General features: G+C 62.2%; 26 protein-coding genes. 6 read left to right on the top strand and 20 right to left on the bottom strand.

The genetic code is table 11. From position 1 onward, the window contains the following. Positions 1-4 precede the first annotated feature (4 nt). From AC1KAT_RS11650 to AC1KAT_RS11625, 6 genes are read left to right on the top strand one after another with little or no spacing between them, the layout of a single operon-like run. Positions 5-1,150 carry a glycosyltransferase gene (locus tag AC1KAT_RS11650; protein WP_480325982.1) on the top strand — a complete coding sequence of 382 codons (1,146 nt, stop codon included), beginning with the start codon at positions 5-7 and terminating at the stop codon, positions 1,148-1,150. Next, positions 1,147-2,187: a glycosyltransferase family 2 protein gene (locus tag AC1KAT_RS11645; RefSeq protein ID WP_480325980.1), complete on the top strand. Its 1,041-nt coding sequence runs from the start codon at positions 1,147-1,149 to the stop codon at positions 2,185-2,187. Before AC1KAT_RS11650 ends, AC1KAT_RS11645 begins: the two co-directional genes overlap by 4 nt. After that, a complete protein-coding gene (locus AC1KAT_RS11640) occupies positions 2,184-2,909 on the top strand; it encodes a class I SAM-dependent methyltransferase (protein WP_480325978.1) in 726 nt (241 codons plus the stop codon). The genes AC1KAT_RS11645 and AC1KAT_RS11640 overlap by 4 nt, the downstream gene beginning before the upstream one ends. A 2-nt stretch (positions 2,910-2,911) precedes the next feature. Next, on the top strand, positions 2,912-4,078 hold the full coding sequence (locus tag AC1KAT_RS11635) for a DegT/DnrJ/EryC1/StrS family aminotransferase (RefSeq protein WP_480325976.1): 1,167 nt from the start codon (positions 2,912-2,914) through the stop codon (positions 4,076-4,078). Between the two features lie 9 nt (positions 4,079-4,087). Further along, a complete protein-coding gene (locus AC1KAT_RS11630; protein WP_480325974.1) occupies positions 4,088-4,678 on the top strand; it encodes a sugar transferase in 591 nt (196 codons plus the stop codon). Between the two features lie 45 nt (positions 4,679-4,723). Then, a complete protein-coding gene (locus AC1KAT_RS11625) occupies positions 4,724-6,610 on the top strand; it encodes a polysaccharide biosynthesis protein (RefSeq protein ID WP_480325972.1) in 1,887 nt (628 codons plus the stop codon). Here AC1KAT_RS11625 and AC1KAT_RS11620 read toward each other — a convergent pair. From AC1KAT_RS11620 to gmd, 20 genes are all read right to left on the bottom strand, one after another. Beyond that, positions 6,594-7,628 (bottom strand): MraY family glycosyltransferase, encoded by a 1,035-nt coding sequence (locus AC1KAT_RS11620; protein WP_480326555.1) that lies wholly within the window; start codon positions 7,626-7,628, stop codon positions 6,594-6,596. The two genes, AC1KAT_RS11625 and AC1KAT_RS11620, sit on opposite strands and share 17 nt — an antisense overlap. 149 nt (positions 7,629-7,777) lie before the next feature. Next, positions 7,778-9,079 (bottom strand): hypothetical protein, encoded by a 1,302-nt coding sequence (locus AC1KAT_RS11615; RefSeq protein WP_480325970.1) that lies wholly within the window; start codon positions 9,077-9,079, stop codon positions 7,778-7,780. Continuing rightward, positions 9,072-9,854, bottom strand: coding sequence for a glycosyltransferase family 2 protein (locus tag AC1KAT_RS11610; RefSeq protein WP_480325968.1), 783 nt, complete (start codon positions 9,852-9,854; stop codon positions 9,072-9,074). Before AC1KAT_RS11610 ends, AC1KAT_RS11615 begins: the two co-directional genes overlap by 8 nt. A 346-nt stretch (positions 9,855-10,200) precedes the next feature. Continuing rightward, a complete protein-coding gene (gene rffA / locus AC1KAT_RS11605; protein WP_480325966.1) occupies positions 10,201-11,334 on the bottom strand; it encodes a dTDP-4-amino-4,6-dideoxygalactose transaminase in 1,134 nt (377 codons plus the stop codon). Positions 11,335-11,339: 5 nt separating this feature from the next. Beyond that, positions 11,340-12,062, bottom strand: coding sequence for a GNAT family N-acetyltransferase (locus AC1KAT_RS11600; RefSeq protein WP_480325964.1), 723 nt, complete (start codon positions 12,060-12,062; stop codon positions 11,340-11,342). A 1-nt stretch (position 12,063) separates the two neighbouring features. Continuing rightward, positions 12,064-13,236 carry a glycosyltransferase gene (locus AC1KAT_RS11595; protein ID WP_480325962.1) on the bottom strand — a complete coding sequence of 391 codons (1,173 nt, stop codon included), beginning with the start codon at positions 13,234-13,236 and terminating at the stop codon, positions 12,064-12,066. A gap of 95 nt (positions 13,237-13,331) precedes the next feature. Beyond that, positions 13,332-14,108: a TylF/MycF/NovP-related O-methyltransferase gene (locus AC1KAT_RS11590; RefSeq protein WP_480325960.1), complete on the bottom strand. Its 777-nt coding sequence runs from the start codon at positions 14,106-14,108 to the stop codon at positions 13,332-13,334. Positions 14,109-14,129: 21 nt separating this feature from the next. Further along, a complete protein-coding gene (locus AC1KAT_RS11585; RefSeq protein WP_480325958.1) occupies positions 14,130-15,221 on the bottom strand; it encodes a glycosyltransferase family protein in 1,092 nt (363 codons plus the stop codon). After that, positions 15,218-16,378, bottom strand: a complete 1,161-nt coding sequence (locus AC1KAT_RS11580) for an O-antigen ligase family protein (RefSeq protein WP_480325956.1) — start codon at positions 16,376-16,378, stop codon at positions 15,218-15,220. Before AC1KAT_RS11580 ends, AC1KAT_RS11585 begins: the two co-directional genes overlap by 4 nt. Before the next feature lie 60 nt (positions 16,379-16,438). Then, on the bottom strand, positions 16,439-17,587 hold the full coding sequence (locus tag AC1KAT_RS11575) for an N-acetyl sugar amidotransferase (RefSeq protein ID WP_480325954.1): 1,149 nt from the start codon (positions 17,585-17,587) through the stop codon (positions 16,439-16,441). Next, positions 17,584-18,372 (bottom strand): HisA/HisF-related TIM barrel protein, encoded by a 789-nt coding sequence (locus tag AC1KAT_RS11570; RefSeq protein WP_480325952.1) that lies wholly within the window; start codon positions 18,370-18,372, stop codon positions 17,584-17,586. Before AC1KAT_RS11570 ends, AC1KAT_RS11575 begins: the two co-directional genes overlap by 4 nt. A gap of 36 nt (positions 18,373-18,408) precedes the next feature. Further along, complete coding sequence (locus tag AC1KAT_RS11565) at positions 18,409-19,296, bottom strand: Kelch repeat-containing protein (protein WP_480325950.1); 888 nt, start codon at positions 19,294-19,296, stop codon at positions 18,409-18,411. 131 nt (positions 19,297-19,427) lie between these two features. Beyond that, positions 19,428-20,048 carry an imidazole glycerol phosphate synthase subunit HisH gene (gene hisH / locus AC1KAT_RS11560; protein ID WP_480325948.1) on the bottom strand — a complete coding sequence of 207 codons (621 nt, stop codon included), beginning with the start codon at positions 20,046-20,048 and terminating at the stop codon, positions 19,428-19,430. Continuing rightward, on the bottom strand, positions 20,045-21,319 hold the full coding sequence (locus AC1KAT_RS11555; protein WP_480325946.1) for a lipopolysaccharide biosynthesis protein: 1,275 nt from the start codon (positions 21,317-21,319) through the stop codon (positions 20,045-20,047). The genes hisH and AC1KAT_RS11555 overlap by 4 nt, the downstream gene beginning before the upstream one ends. Continuing rightward, positions 21,316-22,260, bottom strand: a complete 945-nt coding sequence (locus AC1KAT_RS11550; protein WP_480325944.1) for a hypothetical protein — start codon at positions 22,258-22,260, stop codon at positions 21,316-21,318. Before AC1KAT_RS11550 ends, AC1KAT_RS11555 begins: the two co-directional genes overlap by 4 nt. Further along, entirely contained in the window at positions 22,253-22,804 is a 552-nt protein-coding gene (locus tag AC1KAT_RS11545) for a class I SAM-dependent methyltransferase (protein WP_480325942.1), read from the bottom strand. The genes AC1KAT_RS11550 and AC1KAT_RS11545 overlap by 8 nt, the downstream gene beginning before the upstream one ends. A gap of 29 nt (positions 22,805-22,833) precedes the next feature. After that, on the bottom strand, positions 22,834-23,940 hold the full coding sequence (locus AC1KAT_RS11540; RefSeq protein ID WP_480325940.1) for a DegT/DnrJ/EryC1/StrS family aminotransferase: 1,107 nt from the start codon (positions 23,938-23,940) through the stop codon (positions 22,834-22,836). Between the two features lie 22 nt (positions 23,941-23,962). Beyond that, on the bottom strand, positions 23,963-24,430 hold the full coding sequence (locus AC1KAT_RS11535) for an acyltransferase (RefSeq protein WP_480325938.1): 468 nt from the start codon (positions 24,428-24,430) through the stop codon (positions 23,963-23,965). A 2-nt stretch (positions 24,431-24,432) separates the two neighbouring features. Continuing rightward, positions 24,433-25,491, bottom strand: a complete 1,059-nt coding sequence (locus AC1KAT_RS11530; protein WP_480325936.1) for a Gfo/Idh/MocA family protein — start codon at positions 25,489-25,491, stop codon at positions 24,433-24,435. 41 nt (positions 25,492-25,532) lie between these two features. Then, the gene (gmd, locus tag AC1KAT_RS11525; protein ID WP_480325934.1) at positions 25,533-26,654 is read right to left on the bottom strand and encodes a GDP-mannose 4,6-dehydratase; all 1,122 of its coding nucleotides are present in this window, start codon (positions 26,652-26,654) and stop codon (positions 25,533-25,535) included. Position 26,655 lies beyond the last annotated feature (1 nt).

The following is a 26,655-nucleotide window of genomic DNA, read 5'->3' as shown; positions in this document are numbered from 1 at the left end:
GCCGATGAACCGCCCCCTGCGCGTGCTGCTGCTGTGCGACCGCCTCGACCTGTCGGGCGGGGTCGAGCGCTTCGTCTGCACGCTGGCCAACCACCTCGCCGCCGAGGGCGTGGACGTGGCGGTGGGCAGCGTGGCGACGCGGCGCGAGCAACTGCGCTATGCCGTGGTCCCGGCGGTGCGGGTGGTCGCGGGCATGTCCTCGTCCGTGGAGCAGCCCCGCGCACCCGGCGGCCGCATCGCGCGTGCCTGGCAGATGCTGCAAACGCAGTGGCGCATTGGCCGCGCGCTGAACCGGCTGATCCGCCAAGAGCGGCCCGACGTGGTGGTGCTCAACGGCCTCACCACGGCCTGCTCGGTGCTGCTGCTGAGCCGTCGTTTCGCCGGCCGCACGGTCTGCTGCGACCACAACCACTTCACTGCGCGCTCGGCCCTGTGGCAAGGCCTGCGGCAGCGCCTGTACCCGCAGGTCGCCGCGCTGGTCAGCCTGACCGAGGCCGATGCGCCGCGCTTTCGTGCGCTGAACGCCCGCACCCAGGTCATCTACAACGCCGCTTTCTTGCGTGCCGCAGCCCCGGTGTTGCCGTCGCAGCCGATCGTGCTGGCGGTCGGGCGCCACGTCGCGCAAAAGGGCTTCGACCTGCTGCTGAGCGCGTGGGCCGAAGTCGCCCGTGCGATGCCCGAGGCCCGCCTGCGTGTGGTCGGCGATGGCCCGTTGCGCGCCACGCATGAAGCGCAAGCCCGTGCGCTGGGCCTCGACGTGGCCTGGCTGGACCCGATCCGCGACATCGAGCGCCTCTACCAAGAGGCCGCCGTCTTCGTGCTGCCCTCGCGCTACGAAGGCATGCCGCTGGCGTTGCTCGAAGCGCAGGCGCTGGGTGTGCCGGCGGTGGCCTTCGACTGCCCCACCGGCCCGAGCGAGATCCTCACGCCTGAGACCGGCCGCCTGGTGCCGCTGGGCGACGTGCCCGCGCTCGCACGCGCCTTGACCGAGCTGCTGCAATCCGCCGACCTGCGTGGGCGGATGGCGCAGGCTGCCATCGCGCGCAGCGAAGCCGTCTTCAGCCCGCAGCGCCACCTGCAGGCCTGGGCGACGCTGATCCGCGAGGTGGCCGTGAAGAGCGCCTACGCACCCGAGGGGGCGACCGCATGAAGCGCGTCTCGGTCATCGTGCCCTGCCGCAACGAGCGCCAGCACATCGCGGCCTTCTGCGCGAGCGTGCTGCGCCAAGCGCTGCCTGCGGGTTGGGACATGGAGCTGCTGATCGCCGACGGCATCAGCGACGACGGCACGCGCGAAACGCTGATGCGCCTGGCCGAGCACGAACCCCGCCTCGTGTGGCTCGACAACCCCGGGCGCATCGTCTCGACCGGCCTCAACCGCGCGCTGGCACGGTCCAGCGGCGAGGTCATCGTGCGCATGGACGTGCACACCGAGTACGCCCCCGACTACATCGCGCAATGCCTCGCGGCTCTGCAAGAAACCGGCGCCGACAACGTCGGTGGCCCCTGGCACGCCGTGCCCGATGCTGACGCCGGCCCCACGCAGGTGGCCGTGGCGGCGGCCTTCCAATCGCGCTGGGTCGCGGGCGGTGCGGCCTCGCGCGCACTCGACCACAGCGGCTGGGTGGACACCGTCTACCTCGGTTGCTGGCCGCGCCCGACCTTCGAGCGCTTCGGCGGCTTCGACGAGCAGCTCGTGCGCAACCAGGACGACGAACACAACCTGCGCCTCACGAAAGGCGGCGGCAAGGTCTGGCAGTCCGCGCGCATCCGCAGCGTGTACCGCCCCCGCGCCCGGCTCGGCCAGGTCGCTCGCCAGTACCTGCAATACGGCTACTGGAAGCCCTTCGTGATGAAGAAGCACGGCCAAGCGGCCTCGGCACGGCAGGCCGTGCCCGGCGCCTTCGTGCTGGCCTTGGGTGTGACTGCGCTGGCGGCCCTGATCGGCCTCGCGGTGTGGCCGCTGGCGACCCTGCTGCTGGCCTACACGGCCGCGGTCGGCGCGATGACCGGTGCCGTCGTCAAAGAGGCGCGCGGCCGTCCCGGCTTCGGCAGCGCCGCTGCCCTGCGCGTGCCGCTGGCCATCGCCACTTACCACCTCAGCTACGGCTGCGGCTCGCTGCTCGGCGCGTGGGACGCCTTCGTGCGCGGCGAGAGCCGACCCAGCTTTGCGCTGCTGACCCGATGAGCACCGAGCGCCCCCCCATCGACCCGCCCCGCGACGAGCCCGAGGCCGTGCGCCAGCGCTATGCGCGCCGCAGCGCCGACGACTGGCGCTACTCGCTGCTCAACCCCGCCGCGCTGGCCCCGATGCAAGAACGCCAGTGCGCGCTGCTGCGCCTGTTCGGCCACACGCTCGGCTGGCAGGGCCTGGCCGACAAGACGCTGATCGAAATCGGCAGCGGCGGGGCCGGCAACCTGCTCGAACTGCTGCGCATGGGCTTCGCCCCCGAGCACCTGTGCGGCCTCGAACTGCTGCCCGAGCGCCACGAGACGGCGCAAGCCCTGATGCCCCGCGCCGCACGCCTGCGCCAGGGCGACGCCGTGGCCCTGCTCGCCGACGAAGCGCCGGCCGACATCGTGTACCAGGCCACCGTGTTCTCATCGCTGCTCGACGACCGCTTTCAGCAGGCCATGGCCGACGCGATGTGGCGCGCCGTCAAACCCGGCGGCGGCGTGCTCTGGTACGACTTCACCGTCAACAACCCCCGAAACCCCGACGTGCGCGGCGTGCCGCTCGCCCGCGTGCGCGAACTCTTCCCCGCCGGGCGCATCACGCTGGCGCGCAAACTGACCCTCGCACCGCCCATCGCCCGCGCCGTGGTCCGCCTGCACCCGTCGCTCTACACTTTCTTCAACGCGATGCCAATGCTGCGCACGCACCTGCTGTGCTGGATCGCCAAACCCTGACCATGTCCTCCCCCGCTCAACCGTTTTTGCCCTTTGCACTGCCCGACATCGGCGAAGAAGAAATCGCCGAAGTCGTGGACACGCTGCGCAGCGGCTGGATCACCACCGGCCCGAAAACCAAGCGCTTCGAAGAGGCCTTCACCGAATTCCTCGGCGACCCGAGCCTGCATTCGTTGGCCGTCAATTCCGCCACCGCTGGCTTGCACCTCGCGCTCGAAGCCCTGGGCATCGGCCCCGGCGACGAAGTCATCACGACCACGCACACCTTCACGGCGACCGCCGAAGTCGTGCGCTACCTCGGCGCCGACGTGAAACTGGTGGACATCGACCCGCACACGATGTGCATCGACCCCGATGGCATCGAAGCCGCCATCGGCCCCAAGACCAAGGCCATCATCCCTGTGCACTTCGGCGGCCTGGCCTGCGACATGGGCCGCATCCTCGCCATCGCCAAACAGCACGGCCTGAAAGTCGTCGAAGACGCGGCGCATGCCCTGCCCACGACGTATGGCGGCAAGCTCATCGGCACGCTCGACAGCGACGCGACGGTCTTCAGCTTCTACGCCAACAAGACCATCACCACCGGCGAAGGTGGCATGGTCGTCGTGCGCGACCCGGCGGTGGCCGACCGCATCAAGGTCATGCGCCTGCACGGGATCAACCGCGACGCGTTCGACCGGTTCACCGCCAAGGTGCCGAGCTGGTACTACGAGGTCGTGGCGCCGGGGTTCAAGTACAACCTGACGGACGTGGCGGCGGCGATGGGCCTGCATCAATTGAAGCGGGCGCATGGGTTCGTCGAGCAGCGCCTGCACGTCGCGCGCAGCTTCGACGCGGCCTTCCAACATCTGCCCGTTGTCACCCCGGCCCATGCGCCACAGGGCGATGTGCACCCCTGGCACCTGTACGTGCTGCGCCTGAACGACGGCTGCCCGCGCTCGCGCGACGACGTCATCGAGCAGTTGTTTGCAGCCGGCATCGGATGTAGCGTGCACTACATCCCGCTGCACCTGCAGCCGTATTGGCGCGACCGCTACGGGCTCAAGCCCGAAGCCTTCCCGCATTCGCAGAAGGCCTACGAGCGCATGCTCAGCCTGCCCATCTACACGCGCATGGGCGATGCCGAGGTGCACCGCGTGACCGATGCGGTGCGCACCGCGCTGACTTGATCTGCGCACATGGGCAAACGGCTGTTCGACCTTGTGTTCTCGGCCTTCGGGCTGGTGATGTTGGCGCCGCTGCTGCTCAGCATCGCCGTGTGGATCAAATTCGATTCACCGGGCCCGGTGTTCTTTCGACAAGAACGCGTGGGCCGCAACGGGCGCCACTTCCACATTCACAAGTTCCGCACCATGCGGGCGGTGGCAGGTGGTCTGCAGCTCACCGTGGGCGACGACCCCCGCATCACGCGCAGCGGCCGCTTCTTGCGCCGCCACAAGCTCGACGAGTTGCCGCAACTGATCGACGTGCTGACGGGCCGCATGAGCCTCGTCGGCCCGCGCCCCGAAGTGCCGCGCTACGTGGCGCAATACCCCGATGACGTGCGCCGCAAGGTGCTGAGCGTGCGCCCGGGCATCACTGACCCGGCGTCGATCGAGTACCGGCGCGAGGCCGAGTTGCTGGCTGCATCGACCGACCCCGAACGCACCTACGTCGAAGTCGTGATGCCGCAGAAGCTGAAGCTCGCGATGCGCTACGTCGATGAAGCCGGCCTGCGCGCTGACTTCCGTCTCATCCTGCGAACCCTGAAGGTGCTGGCGCGCGGTTGATCCATCCGACCCGCGCTGCAGGCCTTTGCTCACCGAGAACCCACCATGTTCTGGCCCACGCTTGAACGATTTCTCAGCCGCATTCGTCCCCGGCGCGAGCCGCTGTCTCTGCTGATCGACGCCGGCGTCATCGCGCTCGCATGGCAGTTCACTTACCTGTTCCGCCTCGGCTTCGAACGGTGGTGGAGCGCGCGGGCTTGGTACGACGGCTGGGTGCTGCTGGGCGTGATCGCCGTCTACCTCGGCTGCTTCGTCGCCCTCAAAGTACCCAAGGCGATGTGGCGCTTTGCAGGCTTCGGCGAGATCAAGCGCCTGGCTTGGGCGTGCCTGCTCGCCGGACTCATCTGTGCCGTTTGGGTGCAGATGGCGCAACTCGTGAAGACCCCCCGCGCCGTGCTCGCGCTGCACCCCGTGGTCGTGCTGATGGGCTTGACCCTCGTGCGCATCGGCTACCGCATGCTCTACGAACACATGCGCGGGCGCATCGTGGGCGCTGCGGGTGATGTGCGCCGCACGCTGGTGCTGGGCGCCGGCCAAGCTGCGCGATGGCTTATCGCCGGCGTGCAGCACGAATCGGGCTGGGTGATCGCCGGCCTGCTCGACGACGATCCCGCCAAGCGTGGCGCCCGCGTGGCCGGTGTGCCCGTACTCGGCCCCATCGACAAAGTGGCCGTGATCGCCAAACGCCAAAGCGTCACGCACCTCGTGCTCGCCATCCCTAGTCTCAAGCCGGAGCAACGCCGCCGCGTGATCGACCTCGCCGCGGAAGCCAGCCTGCCGTTGCTCACCGTACCAACCGCGCAAGAGCTGGAGCAGGGCGTGCGCGAACGCGTGCGCGACATTCGCCCCGAGGACCTGCTGGGCCGCGAGCCCGTGAAGCTCGACGAAGCCGGCATCAGCGAATGCCTCAACGGCAAGGTGGTGCTCATCACCGGCGGCGGCGGCAGCATCGGCAGCGAGCTGTGCCGCCAGGTGGCGCTGTACGGCCCCAAACAACTGGTGCTGTTCGAACTGAGCGAGTTCAACCTGTACACCATCGAGCAGGAACTGAGCGAGCGTTTTCCCCACCTGCCGCTCGTGCGCCTGATAGGCGACGTGAAAGACGAAGCCCACATCCACCACGTGTGCGCCACGTACAAACCGCAGGTCGTTTTCCATGCGGCGGCGTACAAGCACGTGCCGCTGATGGAAGAAGAAAACGCGTGGATGGCCTTGCAGAACAACACGCTGGGCACGTACCACGCCGCCATGGCCGCCGCCAGATCAGGCGCCGAACGTTTCGTGCTGATCTCGACCGACAAGGCCGTGAATCCGACCAACGTGATGGGGGCCAGCAAGCGCGCGGCCGAGATGGTGCTTTCGCATCTTGCCGCACAAGGTCACGCCACGGTGTTCTCTGCGGTGCGCTTTGGCAATGTGCTGGGGTCGAGCGGCAGCGTGATTCCGAAGTTCAAAGAGCAGATCGCCAAGGGTGGCCCCATCACCATCACGCATCCGGACATCACGCGGTACTTCATGACCATCCCCGAAGCCGCAGGCTTGGTGCTGCAAGCGGCGGCGCTGGCCAAGACAGGCGAGGTGTATGTGCTCGACATGGGCGAGCCGGTCCGCATCGTCGACCTAGCCCGCGACCTGGTGCGCTTGTCAGGCCACAAAGAAGGCGAGATCGGTGTCGTGTTCAGCGGCTTGCGGGCGGGTGAGAAGCTGTACGAAGAACTGCTGGCTTCCGCCGACGACACGCTGCCATCGGCGCATGCGCGGCTGCGCATTGCCAAGCTTCAGTCCGCAGACAGCAGCGATCAATGGTTGGTGAGGTTGTTGGCCTGGCTGCCGACCGTCGAAGTGGGTGCCAGGCCCGAGGACTGCCGCGAATCGCTGCGCAGCTTCGTCGCCGAGTACGCCGCTGAGCGCCGACCTACTGCGTCTTTCTGAACACCATCCAGCGCGGTGTTCTGAAGCGCACGATGCGCGAATAGATCCAGACGTAGACCACGACGAACGCCAGGATGAAGATCGCCAGCATCACCGTGTTGTTCCACCACAGCAGGCTGGGGATCACCGAAGTGAGGCACAGGAACCACAGGTAAGGGGAGGTCATCGAATTTCGCCTGCGCAAGCGGCGACGCTCGACGTTGCTCTGCAGCGTCCATCGAATCAACCGTCGGTAGATGAGCGAGTGCAAGTGAATGCCGTCGGGCGCCGCAGTGGCCACCCCACGAACGAACTTGCGCCGATAGACCGTGAAGATCGTTTCGAAGATCGGATAAGCGCACAGCAGCACCGGAAAGAGCGCCGACACCTCGGCATTGCGATGCACGAGCAAGATGCCAAGCTCAGCGAGCAAAAAGCCGAGCAGATACGCCCCCCCATCGCCGAGGAAGATCAAGCCGGCAGGGAAGTTCCACACGAAGAAGCCGAGGATGGCGCCTGCCGTGATCAACGCGGCGGTGAAGACAAATGTGTCGCCGACCTGGAAGGCCACGTACGCCAATGCGAGCACCATCAGCGTGACGCACATCGAGGCCAAGCCGTTGAAGCCATCAATGAGGTTGACGGCATTGGCCACGGCGGCGACCACCAGGACGGTGAATGCCACAGCGAACGGGTACCACTGCACGAGGTACTCCAACCCCGGCACATCGGTGCGTTCAATCAGCCCATCCAAGAGCCAGATAGCCAGGACCGCAGACACCGCCGTCGCGAACAAGCGATCACGCGGGCGGACCGTCTTCGTTAGGTCCTCGACGAGGCCGGTAAGGAATGCGGGCGCCCCGCAAGCCAGCAGCACCCACATCGACACTGCGGCCGTGTGCGACGAGAGCGCCAGCATTGCGGCGCCAACGGTCATTGCCAGCGCGATGCTTAGGCCGCCAATCCGCGGCACCGGGCGTCCGTGAAACTTTTGTGGGCCGCCGAGGTCATGGTCGGCCGATAGCCGACCATGCTTCATTGAAGTACGCACAATGAAGAGTGTGATGACGAGCGCCACTACGAAGCAGCCTATGAAGAAGTTCACTGGTATTTCAGGGTCTAACGAAGCGTGAAGCTAACGATCGATCAATCAGTGAATCGGTCAACACTCAGACTGCCGCACATCTGTTAAGCGAAGAACTGGGTGATGGTGGTGTGGATGCTTTTTACATGAGAAGCGTCCGCCGGAGCAAAACGGGCGACCTCGCCTTGGCAGCAGATGTAGCCATGTGCGGCATGCATGCCATTCTTCACCGCCACGAACACCACCTTGTCGTGAAGGCGAATCGGCATCGGCCCACCATTCACGACTAAGTCCTTACCCACCTCGTTCGGGTAGGTAAGGGTTACAAAAAGACTGCGTCCGCGGTTATCGATCTCGAAGAGATGCACGCCGTCCGCTGAAGCGGTGAGTCTTGCAAGCACGAGCGCCGCGGCCTGGGCGTGTTCTGCATTGTTGAATTCGACGAGGAAATCACGTGTCATACGTGGTGTGACCGACGCTGCCTCGATGCCGACCTCACGTAGAAACGCTGCGTGGTCCTTCAGGCGGTAGTAAAAAGTTACGTGAGGGTATGGCTGTTGTGTGAGGCCCGTGGCAACGATCAGGCTGAGTGTCGGATCATCTAAATAATCGCCAAGGATCTTGTCATAGACCTGCAGCATCTCGGCCATTGGGTCTTCCGCAGAAGAGACGTACCACTCAGGGTTGCGTCGCCGGCTGGCCTCTACCGTCTGGCTGTTGAGGAAGTAGTGGTGTTGGATGTGTGCCCCGGCGTTGAGGAAGAGGGTGGAGAAGTTGGGCTTGTGCGTCGTGAGCAGCCGGCTATGCAGGTCGTTAAGAAAGAGGTCGAGAAAGAGTGCCTTGCGCCATGGCGCACCGCGGTAACGCAGCAACAGCTGCAGGTATACGCGGTAGTTCCGGGGTCGAGCAAACCGCATCACACCGGCCAGAAGCACAAGTGCGTTGCGCGGGGTGATCTTGCTCGAGGCGTTGTCGTTAACAGACTGAGACACGGCCTGGGCGAGCCGGCGGCTCCACCACGACGGGTCGCTTTCGGTTTGGGTCCAGGGGTCTGGAATGAAGTAAGCCGGCCGGGCCAAGCGGTTCTCGGCATTCATTGGCGAAACTGCGCCCACACGCAAGCCCTTGGCTTCGAGTTGCTCGAACACTTGTGGGATCTGCGGGTGCCCCACTATGTCCCCAAGGCGGAACACACCGTGCTCGGCTGCGGTCATGCCAGAGTGCGCTGAGACCCATTGAATCCAGGGTTCGAGCTGTTCGTAGTTGGCCTCAGAGGTGGTGCGGCGCATCCCGCTCTTCAAGAGACGCGCGAAGTTGCGTAGGCCTAAGCGATCCACGTACTCGGCGGCGACGTCGAAGTTGACCTCGTTAAGCTCTAAAAGAACAAGCCTGCGACGATCATTCATGCTGGTTTAGATACGTCATTGCTGAGGGGCGTGCCATGAACTGGCTCAGGCGGCTCACCATCTTTCGGGTGATGAAGCGGGCACCCCCGGGGAAGCCATGACTCTTGCAGGCGCGTGAGGCTTCGAGGTTGCCGCGGATGATGTTGCGCAGACTTCCGGTGGTAGCGCCCCCCATCCGCATACGGATCAGCACTTCGGGCAGGTAGTGCGCACGAATCTTCTGTAATTCAAAGAGGCGAAGGATCAGGTCGAAGTCTGCCTGCAGGCGGTAAGCGAGGTTGAATCCGCCGCTCTGACGCAGCGTTTCCATGCGGACATAGAGCGTCGGATGGGGCGGCATCCAGCCTCGCGCGCAAGCACCGGTCTGGTATGGTCCCGGCTGCCAGAAGCGCATCACGCGCTGCGTGTCTTTCGGGTGGACAAAGACAAGATCACCATAGACGGCTTCGACTGGCCCACTCTCGAAAGCCCGCGCTAGGTGCGCAACGCTATTCGCGTTTGCGAACATGTCATCAGAGTTTAGGAACCCGACAACGTCCCCGGTAGCCAGTGCGAGTCCCTTGTTCATCGCATCGTATATCCCGCGGTCACGTTCACACACCAGGGTGGCAACTCGCTTGCCATGCGCTTGAACCAGTTGGACAGTGCTGTCTTGTGAGGCACCATCGATCACGATGTGCTCGATGGTGTCGTGCGTCTGACCTGACACCGACTGCAACGTGTCGACAATCGTTGCCGAGCTGTTGAAAGAGACAGTGATGATGCTGATCTTCACGAGTGTCAGAGAGCGTTGTTCAGGGGGCGAGTGTAGTGGCCTACTTGCGGACCGGCTGGCCTGTACCGTCAGTCTCAATCAGCGTCAATGGCTCTTGGAGCCTACGAAGCTACGTCTTTGATCGGCGGAGACTCTTGTCGGCGCCTGCGACGTGCAAGTTCGGCCCTCGCCTATCCAGGGGTTAGATCGCAGGTGACCACACTGCGTGGCGAGCTTGAGCGCTCGCCACCTCGTCGAGGGCGCTGCCCGGCTTAGGGGTGGCGGTGGCAACGTGAAAGCCGGACGGCTGAGCCGCTTACGATGCAGTCGCGAGAAGACCTTTAGTTTCCCCTCATGTGGCGAGTTCTTAGGCTGATACCCCGAAGAAGTCTAAGATGGCGTCACTGATTCGATGGACGTCGTCCAATGAAAGTTCGTTGTATAGCGGTAGCCGAACCAGGCAGTCGGTGTAGCGATCTGCATGAGGCAGGGCTCTGCCGTCATGCAGAGACTCAAAGTACCTGCTCTTGTGCAGCGACTGGTAATGAAACACGGCCATCACGCCGGCCTGCTTCAGTGCAGTGATGAGCGCGCTGCGTGTTTCTAGTGAATCGCACACGAGGTAGAACATGTGTGCGTTGTTTGTGGCGTGCTGCGGAACTCGCGGCAGCGCGGCTATTCCCAAGGTCTCGAGTGGCTGCAGCCTCGCGGCGTAGAGGTCCCACAGTCTGCGCCGGCGGGCCTGGATGTCGACCAAGCTTTCCAGCTGCGCATAAAGGAAAGCCGCTGTGATGTCGGAGGCAAGGAAGGAGGAGCCAATGTCCACCCAACCGTACTTGTCGATCTCGCCGCGGAAAAACGATGATCGGTTCGTGCCTTTTTCGCGCACGATTTCGGCACGGGCAACCAGGGCCGGGTCATTCACGTGCAGAGCCCCCCCTTCGCCGCTAATGATGTTCTTTGTCTCATGGAACGAGAACGCGGCAGCGTCGCCAAAGGTGCCGAGCGCACGCCCTCGGAAGTAGGAGTCAATGGCCTGAGCCGCGTCTTCAACCACCCTTAACCGATAGCGTTCGGCAACGCCGAGGATCGTATCCATGTCGCATGCCATGCCGGCGTAGTGCACCGGCACGATCACTCGGGTCTTGGGTGTGACCAATGCTTCCAACTCGCCAGCGTCCATGTTGGGGTGGCCGGGCAAGCTGTCGATGAAGCGTAACCTCGCACCACGCAGAGCGAACGCATTCGCCGTCGACACGAAGGTGTAACTGGGCAGGATCACCTCGTCGCCTGGCGTGAGCTCGCACAACAAGGCGGCTGCCTCCAAGGCGTCTGTGCACGAAGACGTGAGAAACGAGCGGCCCTGACCAAGAAGCTGCTCCAGCAAGATGTGGCACTTTTTCGTGAACACCCCGTCGCCAGAGATCTTCCCGCTTGCTACAGCGGCGGCGATGTACTCCAGTTCCTTGCCGGTCATGTACGGTTTGTTAAACGGAATCATGTGAGTCACAACCAGAAGTGATAAGTGTGCACCAGGCTACGCCGGTGGAATCCAGCGCGTTCATACGAGCGACACGCCGCGACGTTGTCTCCCTGGGTGACGACGGCAAGGCTCTGGCAACCGGCGGCAGCCGCTTGGCACATAACGGCCTGCAACAGGCGCGCTCCCACGTTCTTGCGCCGGTACTGCTCATCGACGGCCAGCAAGCCAATCTTGGCTTCGGTGCCCAGGCTGAAAGTCGCCATTCCCGCCAGGCGGCCCTCGCAACGCTCAACGGCCACTCCGTCCGCCATCTCTCCCGAGATGCTCTTCGCCATCCAAGTCTCAAAAAGTTGGCGCCACGCATTGGGTGGCATCGTCGGATCACGTTTGAAGCGCGAGTAGCCAGCGCTCTGAAGTGCGAGTGATATCAAGGCCGGGCCGTCTGTCGTGCCGTCCAACAGCAGTTGGACCTCTTCGGGCCAGACACAAACGTCATTGCGATTGATCTGCAGCGCGTAAGTCAGCTTGAGATCGGCCAACCACCCACCAAGCGACGCGGCGGCCGCATTGGCGTTGCGATCGTCGGCGGCGCAGTTCCAGTAAACGAGCCGAACCCCATGACGGCGCAAATCCACCAGGGTCGCCGCCAACTCGTCCCGGCCACCCACTGCCCCACTGATCGATGCGACCGGGAAGCCAAAGAACTCCGTGTCCCAAGCCAGGAGTCGGTATTCGGTCGTGGTCATGTCAAGTTCGACATTCCTGGCTGAAGCGTTCACAGATTTCGACAAAGCGTGAGGTCTGTCGTTCGGGGGTGCAACGTGCAAGCGCCACCTCCCGACATCGAAGGCTCATTGCATCTGCCGCTGCGTCGTCTTTGCTGAGGACCTGCAGCAGACCGGCGGCAAAAGCCGTCGTGTCAACCAGTGGCGCGATGTGACCAGTCTCGCCTGCAAGAATCAAGTCGCGCGCCACGCCCATGTCGAATGCCACGATGGGCGTGCCACACATCAGGGCTTCGTTGATCATCATCGGCCCCGAGTCCTCAACCGAGGGGCAGGCGAACACGTCAGCGGCGGCATAAGCGCGTGCCAGTGTTTCGGCGTTCACGAAGCCCAGGTTGCGGTGCTCGAAGCCGAGCCCGGCGATCGGCTCAAAATCGGTGGCATCACCCGCCGACAGGATGCTCGGCAGTGGCCGTGACGCCGGCCACCGAGCGCGCAAGTGCTGCAGCGCTTCCAGCAACTTGTCCATTCCCTTACGCCTTTGGTTAAAACGCTGCGCGCCGAAGAAGATCAGTTTGCCTGCCCCGCTGATGCCGAACGACTCGCGCTCGGCCTGACGGTCGAGCGGCTGCAGTTGATCGGGCGAGACGCCGAGCAGGACCGTCTCAATGGGTGAGTTCCTGAATAGTGAAGATGCGCGAGCCTGTCGCGCGAGCAAGCTGGAGCCGGCCACCACGATGCCCGGCGTGTTGGCGATCGCACGGTCCTTGAGCTTCCATACCCGCGCCGAGGTGTCTTGGGCATGGCGCACTCGCAAGGCGGGACAGTTGCCGCACTGTGATTCATAGCCGCGGCAGTCCCAGGCGTAGTGGCAGCCTCCCGTCATCAGGGCCATGTCGAGTAAGTTCCAGACTACCAATGCGCCCGTGGCTTCATGCAAGGCGCGAACGTCGCTTACCGAAAGAAAGTGCGAAATGAAGTGAACGATGATGATCTCTGGCGACGAGCGAGCCGCATCAAGCAACTTGCGAGCAGTCCAATTCGGTGTGAGTGCTTGATCCTGAAAATAGTAGTCAGAATATGAGAGGCCCTTGAGGAGGGCCTTTTTCATCACGCGGACGGCACGAAACGGCGAGAGCGAACCTGGCACAACCGCGACGTCCTTGTCGGCGCCGCGGCTGTCGAGCACCAGCATGCGCGACTCATGGCCATGCGCGCGGAGTGCATCGTGGAGCCGCCAGGCGGCGATGCCCGCACCCCCATGGTCAGCGGCAGCGAGATGAAGAAACTTCATGTGCCAGGCTTGACCAGGTAAAAGCAGCCGCTGTCAACGCGATGCAGATAGGGGGCGGAGCCGCGCGTGGCAAAGAACTCGTCCGTGGCCTTGCGACATCCGTCATACGTGCCGTAGTCGTCGAGGATGACAAATCCGCCCGGAACGACCCGGTCGTAGAGATGGTCTAGGCATACCTTCGTTGAGGCATACCAGTCGCCATCGAGGCGCAAGAGTGCGATCGGACCAATGTCGTGTGCTTGCGGCACCGTGTCCTGGAACCAGCCTACGTGGTAGTGGACTAGTGCCGATGGATAGGCTATTTGCTGTTCGATCAGCGTCTTGCAATCGGCAAGCGTGCCATGGCCCCCCACTGCGTCGTAGAAGCCCTTTACGGGTTTGATCACGCCCGTTCCAAGGTCGGGCCTGTAGCCGACTTCCTCAATAGCTTTGTTGCCATCGAGCGCAGGGTCGGGCTCGCAGATGTCCTGGAAACTGTCAAACAAATGCAGATGCCGATGGGGGCTTCCGGTTCGCTTGAGCGCGATTGCCATGAGGCCGACTGCACCTCCCTTCCACACACCGCACTCCACGAGACTTCCTGGCAAGCCAGTGGACTCGCAATACGCGACTTGGTCGTACAAGCTCACCAAGCGACTGCGCGGCAGCATGGTGGCGTGTGATACCTCGGCCACCGATGACTCGAACGTCTGTGGGTCACAGTAGCGAGGGTGGCTCCGGGCGGTGATGTCGTAACCGAGTTTGGCCGCTGCGTTCCGGATGACGTTCTTCATAGGGTGAGAGGCGCGTGTGAATCAAAGAGTGGCGACGATTGTCTCGAAAGCCAACCATTGTCTACTCTTGGAGTAGACCGCTGCGATCATGTCGTGACCCCGCTTTGCGACGGTTCGCGCGTGACTGATGTCTTCCAATGCAGCACGAATCCGCGAGGCGATTTCTTCTGTCCCACCGTAGGTAAGCATGGTTTCACCGTTGCGCATTCCCTCTGGGTAATGGCCGTCATCGGTTAACAGTAGCGAGCCTGCGCCCATCGCCTCAAAGCACCTCATGTTGCCGCGGTCGTCACCGGCCATGTCAATCGCGGCATTGAGAACCAGCTTGGCGCGCGAAAGCGTTTCGTAGAGGTCGCGCCCGAAGACCGATGGTTGAGCCACCTGACGCACGTTGTGGGGACGGCGATGCTTAGCCAGGGGCAGTAAACGCCCCAGTGGGCTCTCCGCCCAACTAACTAGGCGTGAGGGCTCGAGATGGAATGCGATCTGATACTTGTCATGAAGACGTGCGACCGCTTCCAAAATGCTAGCTCGTCGCGTGTGATGTCGGGTGTAGCCCCCCACGAACACGATGTCGATGGGTCGGTTTTCGTTTCTTGCGTATGGGGTCATCTCGGGATCAAACGCGGGGGCGAAGTACGCCGTGCCGAGGCCTTGGCGGCGGTAACCCTCGAGGATGCTCGGAAAATTGCAGACCATCGCGTCATAGCCAGTGAAGTCGGCCCCGGGCGAAGGCGCTGCACGCCAGGCGATCGAGTGCTTGACGCACCCCGGTAGGCGCTTGAGGAACGTGCTTCCGAAGCGTAAGGGGTCCAGGTTGTAAAAGACCTCCGTGCGGTGGCTTTCGATCTGCGCAAGCAGGATGTCCGAGGGCGTCGCGTTGGCCGGCATGCCGTTCTCTTGGGCCCACGCCTGCTGCGCAACGACGTTGTCGCCATTGGTGAGGAACGCCTCAGGGTCACGTTTGAGTACGGGTTCCAGGAGATGGAGGCCACCATAGCAATCCTCGAGGAACGTGTTCATCTGCTGTGCAAATGTCGCGCCTTCCCCCGTCAAGCGGCGCAGACGGGACAGATAGGCTGGATAAAGACCTGAGTTCTGGAACAGCCTCATTTCGGGTTCGTTGAAAGTTTCATTGTTTGTGTTCTATGCTTTAGACGTGCAAACGGTTGAGTCGGAGCGTTGCATACGGCAATCAGAACCCATAGTGAAGATGCCCCCCACAGCGAGCCTGAAACCTGCGCCGCCAGCAGGTACTGGAGCAGCAACAGGCCGCAGAGCACCTGACCGCGGCGGCCCAATCGCCATGCGCGTACAAATGACCAGGCCAGCACCATGAACAGCGCGGCAAGTCCAGCGATGCCAAGCGCCATAGCTGTCTCGATGAACAGGTTGTGCGGATACGCCAGTGATTGGAGTTCGACAAAAGCGCTGCCCCACAAGGGACTTTCGAAGAACTGATTGATCGCGCCACCCTGGATCAGCAGTCGTTCCACCGAGGATTCGTCCTCTACCCCGCCAGCGAAGCGCTCAAAAATCGTGCTGTCACTGCTCAGCAGCAAGGGCACCAGCACCGTGGCCATGAGCGCCATCCAGCGCCAACGCCTTGTGATCGTGCCAAACACCAGAAGTGTCACCACGAGGGCGAGGAACGGGCCGCGTGAGGCGGACAGAGACAGTGTTGCCAAGGACGCCGAGCCCATGATCGTCAAGGCCATCCTGTGCTTCATTCCCATCCGGTACCTCGTCAGGCAAAGCAAAGCGATGAGCGTGGTTACGGCGGTATGCCCCAGCGTGATCGGATTGACGGCTTCGAAGTACAGGCGCCCCCCGGTTGCCTCGAGATCAAGCATCTTGCTCCTGCCGAGTTCGAAGAACTGCATCCCTGTCGTCAGGAGGCAGGCAGTTCCTCCGACGAGAGCAGTCCGCCAAGCAAGGGCTTGTTCTGAAATTCCGCTGTTCCACGCCTGTGCAAGCGCCAAGCTTGGGAGCAAGACAATTGCTAAGAAGAAGAATAATGCTTCCCCTGCCCCTGGTACGCCAACGCCCACCACGTCCCAAACGAGACGCGAGACATACATGGCCCAAAAGCCCGCAAGCCAGCCGTAGTGACGCCAGAAGGACAGGCCCCGCAGGGGCATCCTGGCAAAGAGCATGAGGGTCATGAACAATACGCCGGCGCGAAGCGGGACGGAGGTCGTCGTTGTCTCCAAGTCCATCAGGGTCGCAAGCAATCCAGCGACTGGATATCCGACGATGCTGAGCGTCAACAACCATTCCGCCAGGGCAGAAGCCTTGGCCCTACGCCAACGAGTCTTCTGCGTTTGCATCTATCTCCCGACACTGACGGCAGTCCGTCGCAGCGCGTTCTTCAAAGTTGTCAGGTGCTTGTGCAGGGCCATCTGATTTGGATAGGCTAGGTGGCTGACCGGTGCACTGTCGATCAACTGCTCAAGCACTTCGGGACTGAGCCCGATCTTCTTGGCAACGAAGCGAATGTCGCGTTGCTGCTGCTTCGGTGTAGCAATCGGCATTTCGAGTTCGGCAAGCGCTTCGGCGCGCGTAATCTGGCCCGATACGATCAGGCTGGAAAGGTGCAATCTGCGCTTGTCGAAATGAAACTTTCGAGGGAGGTAGATCTCCTGATAGAACTTGGTGAAACGCGATTCGCAGTGCTTGCCGCCGTAGTCGCGCCAGCCATACAGGCGGGTCAATTCGTCGCGGGCTTGCTCCTTGTCATAGCGAAGGTAGTTGAGCGGGCGATGCACCATTAGCTGCTTGCGCAACCTTGTCATCCAGATAAATTCTGGAAGGCCCATGACCGGGAAAGTCTGGAGCGGAATGCTACCGAAGCGCTTGTGGATGGCTCGCAGGTGCTTGCCGTCCATCGAGGGGTGGCCCCATTGCGGCGGCACGATGTTCTCAGAGGCGTAGTTCACACCGCTCAAGAAATGTCGCAGGCCAAACTTGGCCGCGGTGCGATACAGCGTCGCAAAGAAGGCGTGGTCTTGCGGAATGTCCTGGTTGAGCACTGACGAGCGCAAAAAGGCGAGCTGTACGTCACGCATCTCCTGCCACTCGACCACATAGGTGTGCAGGTCGAGGTCGAGTTTGCGCACGAGAGTCTCGATGTTGCGTACGGCTGGCTCGCTGTTCCAGCCGCCGTCGACGTGAACTGCGAGCACACGCAAGCCGAGCTCGCGCACCGCCAAGTGGGCAAGGTATGCGCTGTCGATGCCGCCGCTCAGCCCCACCATCACGTCGTACGACTTGCCTTCGCCGTGGCGGCGCAATTCCGCGACCATTGACTGCATTCGGCGGGAGCCTTCTTTGCCGGGCCACCACTCATGGGCCAGGCGCTTCTGTGCGTCGCGACAGCAGTTGCATTGCCCCTGCGCGTCGAAGTTGATGGCGGGGTTGCTCGAATCCATCACGCACACCGAGCAGACCTGTCCGGTGTTCACAGCGGCGCTGCTCATGCGTGGGCCTCCCGGGTGATGAGGTCCATTTCAGAGCGATCGGGATAGGTGATGAGCACCGCGCGCAGTCGGCCAATGAAAGCGAAGGCGCTGCCAGACGCCGCCGCTGAGGCGCCGGCCGCCAAGACGGCAGCAAGGTGGTGGGTGTCGCCAGCACCGCCCAGCGCGATGAGTGGTACGCAAAGTTCTTGCGCGATTCGCCCAACCAGGTCGAGGTCGTAGCCACTTCGTTGACCATCGCGGTCGACCGACTGCAGGATGATTTCGCCGGCACCGGCCTCCTGGAGCGAGAGGCACAGTTCGCGTGGTCCCATGGGAACTGGCCCGCGCCTGGTCACGCAGCGAGCCTGCCCCTCGTGGGTTTGCACGTCGACGCAGCCGACGACGGCCTGCGAGCCCACAGCGGCACACAACTGGCGCACCAGGTCGTCGCGCAAGGCGCCGTGGCCAAGGACGAACTTTTCTACACCGTCACGGTTGAGCCGCTCGCAGTGGTGTAGGTCGGCAATGCCACCGCCGTACGACAGCGGCATGAAGCACTCGCTAGCGAGTGCCTTGATGAAGTCGAAATCGGGTGAACGCCCGTCACGCGTGGCGTCTATGTCGAGCACGCACAGCTCGTCGACTTCCTTCTCGTTGAAGAGTCGTACGACGTTGAACGGATCGCCGATGTATGTGCGCTTTCCGAACTGAACGGTCTTGACCAACCGTCTGTGCCGGTCAAGCAGGAGGACCGGGATGAGCCGGCTGCGTTTTGGCAGCGCGAGTGGCGAGGTGGCGTGCATGGTCGCGTTTGGGTCGGCGTGGTGATCGGGCCGAAACTAGCGGGCGGAGTACTGCCAGACATCGTCGTGCAGGTAACCGTCTGCGCTGCCACCCATGACCCAGATTCGGTCAGCGTGGACGGTTACATATGCTGCGTGACGGGCCTCCGGTCGGACAGTAGGCGACAGTTGTGTCCAACGCTGGCCGTCAGGGCTCGTCCAGATCTCGTCTACCGTCCTAATTGGATCGAACAGACGCCCGCCGATGACCCACATTAGCCCTGCGTAGGACACGCAACCGTGCCAGATGCGGCCCTCCCAGGACGGTGTTGGGTGCGGCTGCCAGACGGCACCATCGACCGAGCTCCACACGTCCGCGCGGCCGACGCGAGAGTCCCAGTCTCCCCCGCCAATTACCCACATGCGACCGTTGTGACTGAGCGCGCAGTGGAAGGCGCGGGGCTGCCAACCGGCGCTCGTGGTCACAGGTGTCCACGTCGTGCCGTTGCCTGAGCGCCAAACATCGGCGCGGAAGACGGCCGGGTCACCGCTGTTGCGCACCTTGCCGCCGAGCAGCCAAAGCGCACCTGCATGCTCAATGAGCGCCGATCCAATGCGCGGCTCCCATTCGGCGTGGGCCCGCAGTAGGCTCCAGCTTGTACCGTCTTCAGTGCCCCAGATCTCGTTTGACAGTTCTTCGATGGGCAGGCGGCTGTTCTTCAGCCCAGCCATCAACAGCAGCCGCCCCTGGAAGGACGCAGCCAGGGTGTACATGCCAAAGCTCCACGGTGGGCTTGTGCGCCACCAACGCGTTCCATCGCTGGTGCTCCACGCGTCGGTGTAGACCTCTGTCCTGCCGTCGATGTAATTCCAACCGCCGAGCAGCCACAATGCACCGTCGTGTGCGGCGATCGCGCCGGCATCGCGCGTACCCCAGGGGGCCATGTCCGTGACTTGAGACCATCCCTCGGGCGCAGGTGGGAAGCTGCTCTCATTCGACGTACCTCCGCCGCAGCTGACCAGCGCAAGCATGAGCGAGAGCCAACCTATCCAGCGCGACGCAAAGCAGCAAGTATTCACGGACGCTCCAAGGCGGCAAACGCCGACAGCAGCTTCATGCCATGCATGTGGCTCTTTTCCGGATGGAACTGGACGCCCCAAATGTTGTCTTTGTGCACTGCGCAGCAGAGTGGGCTACCGTAGTCGACGGTAGCGAGCACATCCGCCGGATCGTCGCAGACGAGGTGGTACCCATGGACGAAATAGAAGCGCGACGCCTCGCCGTCGGGGATCAAGGGCGAAGGGCGCAGCGGCTGAACCTCGCTCCAACCGATGTGCGGCACTTTCAGTGCCGAGCCAGGGGGAATTGGGATGCGTTGAACTTCTCCGGCGATCCACCCTAGGCCGTGCTCCTGACCCTCGCTGCTGCGGCGGGCCAACAGTTGCATGCCTAGGCAAACACCTAGCACAGGAGCGCGGTTGTCGAGAGCGGCAGCGGTCAGGGCGTCCAACAACCCGTCAGGGGCGCGAAGGGCAGTCATTGCCTTGTCAAAGGCCCCCACACCTGGCAGCACCAGTCGCTTAGCTTTTGCGATCTTGTCGGGATGACTCGCCGGCTCGGCTTCCAGGCCCAGATAGTCGAACATGTTGACCAGGGCCCCGATGTTGCCGACCCCATAGTCGACGATCGTGATCATGTTTTGAGACCTCGAGTTCGAGTAGACGAAATCTGCTCGCGCAACTTGGATTCCACCAGGATTAGGTGTGCCAGATAGCATGCTGCACTGACCGCGCAGTGGATCCAGAGCGCTTGTTCTACCGGTATGCCCAAGTGCCAAATGCTCAGCCAGGCGAAGCTCACGGCTGCAAGGCGCAGCACGTCCCAGGCCAGCTGGAATTTGTGTTGGCCCAGCACAGTGAGCGTCATGTTCACAGGGCCGGCTACGTAGGAAAACAGATAGAGCAGCGCCATTGGCCGTACGAAGCTGGCGATCTCTGCCCAACTGTTCCCAAGCACAAACACGAGTACTTTCGGGCCAAGCAAGTAAACCGAGGCGAAGAGCGGAACCCCCGTTGCAACCTGGATCGAAACCAAGCGGTGAAATGCTTGACGAGGGCTCGTTGCTTCGGGGGCAGCTAGTTCGGCCCCGAGCCGTGCCATGAAGACTTGGGATAGCGTTCCAACCAGCAGTGCGACGGGCATGCCGACCGTGCGCTCAACCATTGCATATTGACCGGCGTCCGCTGCACTGAATACCCAGAAGATCACGGCCGATATGAATGTGGAGCCCACTGCATTTATTAGGGCTGCAGAGAGCCCGACAGTGACGAGCTCGCGATTTGAGGCGAGAACACGGCGCAGCCTGTGAACACCTGGCCACTTCAAATGCTGCTTACCGAGTTGCAGAGACCGCACCATGTACCCGCTGGCGATGGCACGGCCCATTGCTTCGGCTGAGAGCAGCGTAATCGAATTCGGCGAGATGGCGCCGAGCCAGATAGCGCTCGACGTATAACCGCCGACCTGAACGATTTTGGCGTTCGATGCCGTATCGAAGCGCTCTCGCCGCAGCGAGACATAGTTTAGAAGCTGGTTCCACCCGGCGAACAGGCTGATCAAGGGCAGGATCCACACCATCGTGCGATGGGACGCAGACCAGTCGTCGCGAGTGAACGAGAAGCATGCCACCACGACAAGCACAGCGAGCGTCATGGTGACGCACAGCCACCACGCGGTACGGAGCAAATCTTCGAACGCGGCCTCCGGGGCGGAGAGCAGCGCCACCTCTAATCGCAGCGACGAGGCGATGAGCACCAGGGTGAGGATGGCGATCATCGCCTGCGCGATGCCGAAGTCCTCGGGGCTGTAAAGACGCGACAGCACGGGCAGTGCGGCGAACGCAAGCAGTTGGCCAGCGAGCGAGCCTCGGAGCAGTTTGAGGACGTTGGCGAAGAAAGAGGTGGTCATCCGCGAAATCGGCTGCGCACCTGTGCGATGAACTGCGGATCGAGATCGCGCGGATGCTCACATTCAGGTTCCAATTCGAGCCCAACTGCATCCGGTAGCACGCGGCAAAAGCGTTGGCCAGGGAAGCACACGCGAGGTGCGTCGGCAAGATAGGCGCCCCACATGCTGAAGCCTGAGCCCGACGACACGACCACCTGCGCCTGAGCAATAGAAAGCAAGTCGGTCACCGAGGGCTGATGGGGTGAGCGCCGCGTTCCGGGAATGGCGAGCAGTGGCGCGAGCGCTTCGTCGGTGCCGTCGGAATAGACGCGTACTTCAATTGGGCCGAGTGCCTCACGCAAGGCGCCGACCATGCTGGTATACCACTCGATGGGTATGCGGCTGTTCTTTGCGCCCTGTCGGAGCGCTTCTAGCGACACCGGTGCGCCGAAGTCGCCCATGCGCACATGCACAGCGACGTGCGGTTCGGGGTCGGGCAGCGGTCGGTATTCCGGCTTCGTCATCGCGAGCAGCGATGCATGTACCAGTCGGCCGTGGCCGACGATTTCGTGGAAGTGCGTCTCCTCGTTCAGTTTCATGCGATTGCTGAAAACAACGAGCGAGCGTCGCGGAATGCTCTCTAATTTGGCGAGATCGATCGCTTCAGCCGCAACCCGTTGCCGAGATGCTAGAGCCATCAACCGCCGCAGGCCGGTCACGTGTTGCCCGCCGAAGCTGAACAGTCGGTGATATTGCCGGTTGTCATGCTCGCGACGCAGCAACGGGCCGATACGATGTTGAACATGGAGCCAACTGGGGGCGAGCATGGGAATGCTGACGCGATCGCACCAGAGGCGGCATCGGGCCCACGCCAGCAGGCTGTGGGCCAGGCCATAGGTGCCAACTTCCGCGTACCCGAGCGGGCCGGAACCACCTGCCTGCAATGTGACGACCTCAGGCATCGCGCTGCGGCTTGCGTGCCTCTAGATTGAGACTGATCAGCACGCCGTTGTCCTTGTCCATATGCGGGATGTAGGCCTGCGAGTAGTCGTCGACGTTCGCGTGCTCGGTGTTCCGCCAGTCGTAGCGTCTCGGACTCTCGTAACCGCATTCGATCAGGAGTGCACTTAGGCTGGCTTCGTCAAAGACGTTGTAGTGAATGTTGTAGAGGTAGTCCTGCCGGCCGAAGATCGGGCCAATCACGAGGTTGATGTCCCGGTACTTCTGATACACGTCGGAAAGCCTGGCGAAGTCTGGTACGGAGACCCTTAGCACACCGCCTGGCTTGAGGACGCGGAACCACTCCCTCAGTACGCGACCTACGTCCTTGCGTCGGAAGTGCTCCAGTACATGGCAGGTGTAGATTAGATCTACCGTGTCAGAACCGATGAAGCCAAGGTTATCAATCGTTGCGACGTGATCCACGTGCGGATACTCGACCGCATCGATGTGGATGAACCCGGGGATGTGTCGTTTGCCGCAGCCGAGATGGAGCTTGGTTTGCATGGATTTCGTTGTGTGGACGGTAGGGGCGGTCAGCGCGTGCAGAAGTCGGTGATGGAGCGCACGACGTGGTCAATCTGCTCAGCGGTCATTTCGGGGAAGATGGGCAGCGAGAGAATGCGCGACTGATGGCGGTGGGCATTGGGAAAGTCGCCCGGGCGGTGCCCTAGCCTTTGGTATGCGGGCAGGAACGGCAGCGCCACGGGGTAATTGACCACGGTCTGAATGCCCTGGTTGGCCAGGTGCCGCGCGAGTTGGTCACGCGCTTCGTGCTCGATCACGTAGAGGTGAAAGACGTGCTCGCGGTTATCCGCAGTGTGCGGCGTCTGGACGCCGACAACTTGGCGCAGCAGGTGATCGTAGGTGCGGGCGACTTCCTGGCGGCGCTGTGTCCACGTAGCCAGATGCGGCAGTTTGACCGAGAGGATGGCTGCCTGGAGCCCGTCAAGGCGGCTGTTGATTCCTTCAATTTGGTGATCGCCCTTGGTAAGGCCACCATGCCGTGCGAGCATCGCCATGCGCTCGGCAAGAGCGCCATCATTGGTCACCAGCGCGCCTGCGTCCCCCATCGCGCCAAGGTTCTTGCCGGGATAGAAAGAGAATGATGCGGCGTTGCCAAACGTGCCCACCATGCGACCGTTGTATCGGGCAAGGTGCGCTTGGGCGCAGTCTTCGAGCACCCACAACTTGTGTCGATGCGCGATCTCCATGATGGCGCCCATATCTGCAGGCTGACCGTTGAGGTGTACGGGGATGATGCCGACAGTGCGGGGGGTAATCGTCGCTTCGATCTGTGCTGGGTCGATCGTGTAGGTCAAGCGATCCGTATCGCAGAACACCACTTTGCCGCCGGCTTGTGTGATTGTTTCGGTCGTTGAAATCCACGAGTGCGCCGGTGCGAGCACCTCATCACCCGGCTGCACTCCGAGTGCCCGCATGGCGATGTAAAGCGAGTCGGTGCCATTGGCGCATGAAACGCAGTGGGTAGTTCCGACCACCTTTGCGAAGGCCTCCTCGAACTGCTGAACATGGGGTCCACGGATAAAGGCCGAGTTGCGGATGACTTCGCCAATTGCCGAGTCAATCTCAGGCTTGAGTGTTAGGTATTGCGCGTACAGGTCAGCAAATGGGACATTCATTAGTTCAAGACTCGGCAGACTGTTAAGGGTTGGGGCGCAGCAGGCGCGCCGGGTTGCCTACATAGGTGCCCGGCATATGGATATCCTTGGTGACCACTGCTCCGGCACCAATGACCACGTCGTCGCATATTGAGACCGGCAGGATCGTCGCATTGGAGCCAATTGACACCCGGTTCCCTATGCGGGTGGCCTTCCAGAGTTCACGTCGGCCACGAGCCGGGCCGCCGATTGCGAAAGTGTCATTTACGAACATGACGCCATGGCCGACGAAACAATCGTCGCCGATGCTCACGAGCTCGCACACGAACGAGTGAGATTGGATCCTCGTGCGGGCACCGATGCGCACCCCTCTTTGGACTTCGACGAACGGCCCGACGAACACGTCATCTGCAAGCGAGCATTCGTACAAATTCGATTGCTCCGCGATACGCACTCGCGCACCACACGAGACGTCGCGCACCGCCACATCGATACGTGCGGGATCGGCCATGGTCAGGGGCGGCCGAGCCGACTCCGTTCGGTCCGCAGGGGAAGGATCACTTCACGCCCACTCGCCATAGACTCATACAGGGCAGCGACAAGCTCAAGGCTGTCGCGTCCTACATTCCCGTCAACCAGTGCCGACGTGGTGTTGTTGAGGCACTCGACGACGTGCTCGTAGTAAGCCTGATGTCCGAATCCGTAGACATTGGGCGGATTCACTGAGTATCGATCCATGACCTGAGCATCGTCGTCGCTCGGGTGCACGAACTTCCAGTGGCGGATCTTGTTGACAGCAAAGCCGCCGATTTCGACCGACCCACCGGAGCCGAGGATGGATAGCGAGCCTTCGAGGTCGTTGGGACGAGTTGCACCAGTGGCTTCTATGACACCTAATGCACCGTTGCGGAACTTTACGGTCGCTACTGCGGTGTCTTCGGCCTCGATGTTCACGAGTGCGGTAATGCCTCGGGCGTGTACGCTTTCCACCGGCCCCATGAACCACGCAAGCATGTCGACGTGGTGGCTGGCCTGATTCGCGATTACGCCACCATCCTGCGCATAGGTGCCGCGCCACGCGTCCTGGTTGTAGTAAGCCTGATCGCGACACCAACGCACGCGCACCGTTCCAAGTACGAGTTGGCCGAATCTGCCGGCATCGAGCGCCTCGCGGGCTTTGACCACCGGAACGTTGAAGCGATTTTGTTTGACAACAAAAAGACGCTTGCCAGCGCGCTCTGCGGCGCCAATCATCTCGTCTGCATCCTCGACGGTCAGCGCCATCGGCTTCTCGACAACGACATGTCGACCGGACTTCGACACCTCCACCGCATGCGCGGCATGCATCCCGCTGGGTGTTAGTACCGACACGACATCGATGTCGGGCTGCTTGAGCATGTCGCTGAGCGTTGCGTAGCCTCGCACGCCATAGCTCGTGGCGAACGCGTCCACTCGTGCGGCGTCGGTGTCGCACACGGCGACCAGACGCGCGCCGGCAATTTGCCCGGTACCCAGAAGTTCAGCATGGCGCTTGGCAATGCGGCCGCATCCAACGATAGCGAAGTTGATCATTGCTTGTGGGGGGCTTAGAGGTCGCAGAGGAAACTCGTCGGTCATTCGTGGTAGTCGTATGCTCGGAACCCAGCTTGCTTAACCATGTGATCACGCTTGGCTGATTGGTAGTCCGCCTCCACCATCTCGCTCACCAGTTCGTCAAAGGTGGTCTTAGGCTGCCATCCGAGCTTGGCTTTTGCCTTGCTCGGATCGCCAAGCAGCGTTTCTACTTCTGTGGGACGGAAGTAGCGTGGATCGATCCTCACCACCACGTCACCGGCTTTGCACAAGCTGCGATTGCCTTCAACGTGGGCTACCACGCCTATCTCGGAAGCGCCAGCGCCTTCAAAGCGCAGAGTGATGCCGAGATGGCGCGCCGCCTGCTCGACAAATGTTCGGACGCTGTATTGCACGCCGGTGGCGATGACGAAATCTTCGGGGCTGCCCTGCTGCAGCATCAGCCACTGCATTTCCACGTAGTCCTTTGCGTGGCCCCAATCGCGCAGAGCGCTCAAATTTCCCAGATAAAGGCAGTCTTGCAAGCCGAGTGCAATGCGCGCGATCGCGCGCGTGATTTTGCGGGTCACGAAAGTCTCTCCGCGCAGCGGACTTTCGTGGTTAAAGAGGATGCCGTTGCAGGCGTACATGCCGTACGCCTCACGGTAGTTCACCGTAATCCAGTAGGCGTACAGCTTCGCGACGGCATACGGGCTGCGCGGGTAGAACGGCGTTGTCTCTTTTTGAGGAATCTCTTGCACCAAGCCATACAGCTCGCTGGTGCTGGCTTGGTAGAAGCGCGTCTTCTTTTCGAGCCCCAGAATGCGAATGGCTTCAAGGATGCGCAGCGTGCCAATGCCGTCAGCATTGGCCGTGTACTCGGGCGTCTCAAACGAGACAGCCACATGGCTCATTGCAGCGAGGTTGTAGATCTCATCAGGTTGCACCTGCTGAATGATGCGAATGAGATTGGTGCTGTCGGTCAGGTCGCCGTAGTGCAGCACAAAGCGCTGGTTATCAACATGAGGATCTTGGTAAAGGTGGTCGATCCGGTCTGTGTTGAACAGAGAGGCACGGCGCTTGATGCCGTGCACCTCATAGCCCTTCGACAGCAGCAGTTCGGCAAGGTACGCGCCATCTTGACCGGTGACGCCGGTGATGAGGGCAACTTTGTTCTTGGACATG

This window comes from Piscinibacter sp. PDB5-1 (assembly GCF_056676035.1).
Note: the sequence above shows the minus strand (reverse complement) of the source record. Positions and strands in the feature narration are given on the sequence as shown.